Below are 3,471 nucleotides of genomic sequence, written 5' to 3'. Positions count from 1 at the left end.
GCAAACGTGCTAGCCCAAAGCATCAACGAGATGAGCGAGAGCATTAGGGAGCAAACTAGCGCGATAAATATGATAAACGAGTCCGTAGCCGCCATCGATAACATTACGCGCGAAAATATCTCCATAGTAAATGTTACAAACGACGTAACGGCGCAGATCGACGATATGGCTAAAGTTATCTTAGAAGACGTAAAAAAGAAGAAATTTTGATCTATCTGCGAAATCTAGGCGAGTAGCGATTATCTCGCCTAGATAGTCCTTTGCTCGATTAAAAATCGGCCTTTTAAGCATGGCATTGCCCCGTTTGCCGCCCAAGCCTTGCTAGCAGAAGGGCTAGATTTGGTATTAAGCGAGCAAGATTTAAATTTTAAGGCAAATCGCGATTTTTTAAATTTTGCCGTCTTAAACAAACTCTCTTAAGCTTATAAATTTCGCGCCTAAATTTAACCTCCGGTTTCATAATTTACGTATCGTAAATCAAGCATTGGATTTGGCGCTTAAATTTATCAAAATAACCGCTATTTAATCAAATTCCTAGTAAAATCCACTAAAAATTAGAGGTGAATTTATGCAAAAAAGTAAAAAAATCGCTCTTATTATCCTAGGCTCGCTCGCGGCCTTGCTACTCATCTACGCGCTTGCTGGCTTTTTAGGCGTTCCTTACGCGCTTAAAAATACCTTGCCAGCAAAGCTAAAGGATATGAACGCGAGTTTTAGCGTGGCGGAGGCTAAATTTAACCCATTTACCTTCGAGCTAAACGTTACGCGCCCTGAGCTAAACACGACCGCGCCGCTTTTTAGCGCGGAGCAAATCGACGTCAAGCTTAAGCCTTTTTCGCTCTTTAAAAAACTCGCGGAGGTCGATATCTTGCGCCTTGAAAGCCCAAGCGTAAATATCGCTAGAGATAAAAACGGCACGCTAAATTTAGCTACGTTTTTAGGCGAGTCAAACGCTACTAGCGCCGAAAACAACGAAACTAGCGGCATAAATTTCGCTCTAAACAGCACAAAGATAATCGGCGGCTCGTTTGCCTACTCGGACGAGAGTTTAAAACAGCCTTTTAGCGCCAAAATTGAGGGCATAAACTACGAAATCTCGGGCATAAATACCGAGCAAAATAGCGCGGGTAAGCACGTTTTTGACGCAAACTCGACGCTAGCGCAAAAGCTAGACTGGCAGGGCGGCATCGATCTCGCGCCGCTTCGAGTTTACGGTGAGCTTAGCCTAAAGGACTTTAACGTCCGCCCCGTCGCGATTAGTTTCATCGACACGCAAGATCTGCGCATAAATAGCGCCCTTATAAACGCAAAAACCGGCTATGAACTAAGCGCGGACGGCGGCGTTATCAAGGCCGCTTTAAAAAACGTCGCTTTAAATTTAAAGTCGTTTGAAGCGCAGCTAGAGGGGCAAAATTTGAGCCTAGAGGAGCTTGATCTACCGAGCATCGAGATAAGCGCCCTTGCCGGCGAAAAAAGAAGCTTCGCGGCCGATATCGGCGAGATAAAATTTAAAAACACGAGCTTTAAAGGCGAGGCGCAGGCAAATTTAGATAAGCTAAATTTAAGCGGCGTTGCGCTCAAGGCGGATATAGATGAAAAAGGTGATACAAACGCGTCTGCAGCGCTAAAAACTATGAGCGTTAGCGGTATAAATTTGATCGAAAAAAGCGTCGGCGAGATAAAGCTAAAAGACGCAAACGCAAGCGAACTTGGCGCGAAAATAAACGGGCAAAATATCGCAGCTAGCCTAAAAAATTTAACTCTTAACGCAGCATCCGCCCCGGTCGGTAAAAACGGCGCGGCAAGCCTAGAAAAGCTCATCATAAACGCGCCTAAATTTACGCTGGAAAATAACGCTAGCACCGCTTCTATCAGCGAAATAAAAGCTCAAAAAATCGCGCTAAAAACTAAAAATAAAGAGATCGCCGCCGTCGCTGAAATCGGCGTAAAGGATGCGGATCTAGATCTAGCCAAAACGGCGCTACGAATAGGAAGCGTCAGTATAAATAAGCCCAAATTTGCAACCGAGCTAAAAGAAAACGGCGAGCTTAGCGCTATTAGCGAGCTTGGACTAAACGGCGAAAAAACAGCCGCCAAAAAAACAAATACAAAAAGCAAAACCGAAAGCGCGAAAAAATCTACCAAATCTCAAAAAACGGCAGAAAAAACCGCCGCGAAAAAGAGCCAAAAAACCGAGCAAAAAAGCGCTCAAGATACAAAGAGCGGATTTAAATTTAGCGTCAAAAGCGTTGCCGTTACGGGCGCAGATATCGGCGTGACGCATATATTTGAGGGACAAAAGATAGCGCACAAATTTGACGGACTAAATGTAAATTTACAAAATATCAGCGAAAATTTAGCCTCGCCCGTGAGTGCCAAAATCGACATGAAAAGTTCGCAAAAGCTAAATTTGGCTTTTAGCGGCAAAATCACGCCTGAGCCCATAAATATCGAAGCGGACGTGAAGCTAAACGATACAAATTTGCCTCGCTACTTCGCCTACGCTAAAAACTATCTGGACGCGAGCCTAAAAAGCGGCGAGCTAAACGCCGAGATAAACGTAAAATACGCTGCGGAAGCCTCCGTAAGCGGTAAGGCAAATATCGCAAATATCGAGCTTACAGACGGCTCCGGCGATAAGGTTTTTGCCTTTAAAAACCTCAAACTATCTAAAATTTCGTTTGCGAAAAACTTCTTAAATTTAGAGCGCGTGACTCTGAGTGCGCCGTTTTTAAAGGCGCATTTAAACAAGGAGCGCGAGTTAAATTTAAGCCGCCTCGTAAAAAATAAAGACGGCGCCAAGGCCGAAAAAACCGCAAATACCGAGCCTAAAAAAACTAGTGTCGCCGACAAAAAAGAGGTAAAAACCGAGCATAAAGCAAGCGATGCTAAAGCCGCTAAGCAAGACCAAAAAGAGGGCGATTTCGGATTTGCCGTGAAGCAAATTTTAGTAGAGGGCGGCGAGGTAGATTTTTCGGATGCGTCGCTATTTATGCCTTTTGCTACGAGGATAGCTAAGCTTGAGGGCGTACTATTTGAAGTGGATCAAAAACGCCCTACGATGGGTACTTTTGAAGGCGTGGTCGGCAAGAGCGGCTTTAGCAAGATCGGGCTAAAGCTACTGCCGTTTGATCTTAAAAAAAGCACCGAGATAAAACTAGGTTTTAAAGATATAGATTTAAAAGACGTGACGCCGTATAGCGGGCAGTTTTTGGGCTATAAGATAGAAAAAGGCAAGCTAAATTTGACCCTAAACTACGAGGTTGCGGACTCTAAGCTAAAGGGCAGCAACATAGTAAATCTAGACACGCTAACTCTGGGCGAAAAGGTCGAGTCTAAAGACGCGGTAGATCTGCCTTTATCGCTTGCTATTTCGATACTAAGCGATCAAAACAATCAGATAAATATCGACCTGCCGGTAGAGGGCGATCTAAACGACCCTGATTTTAAATACGGCGGCATCGTCTGGGC

Annotated in this window: 1 protein-coding gene and 1 pseudogene; both read left to right on the top strand. The window is 44.4% G+C overall.

Annotated features, from left to right (window positions below; genetic code table 11):
- Positions 1–210 (top strand): annotated as a pseudogene (locus RYL88_RS12345) (methyl-accepting chemotaxis protein); the annotation flags it as partial.
- 358 nt (positions 211–568) lie between these two features.
- A partial coding sequence (locus RYL88_RS12340; RefSeq protein WP_314991689.1) for a DUF748 domain-containing protein occupies positions 569–3,471 on the top strand: 2,903 nt, incomplete at its 3' end.

The sequence above is a fragment of the uncultured Campylobacter sp. genome, from assembly GCF_963517995.1.
Classification (GTDB): domain Bacteria; phylum Campylobacterota; class Campylobacteria; order Campylobacterales; family Campylobacteraceae; genus Campylobacter_A.
The sequence above is the reverse complement of the archived record's forward strand: the minus strand, read 5'-3'. Positions and strand labels throughout refer to the sequence as shown.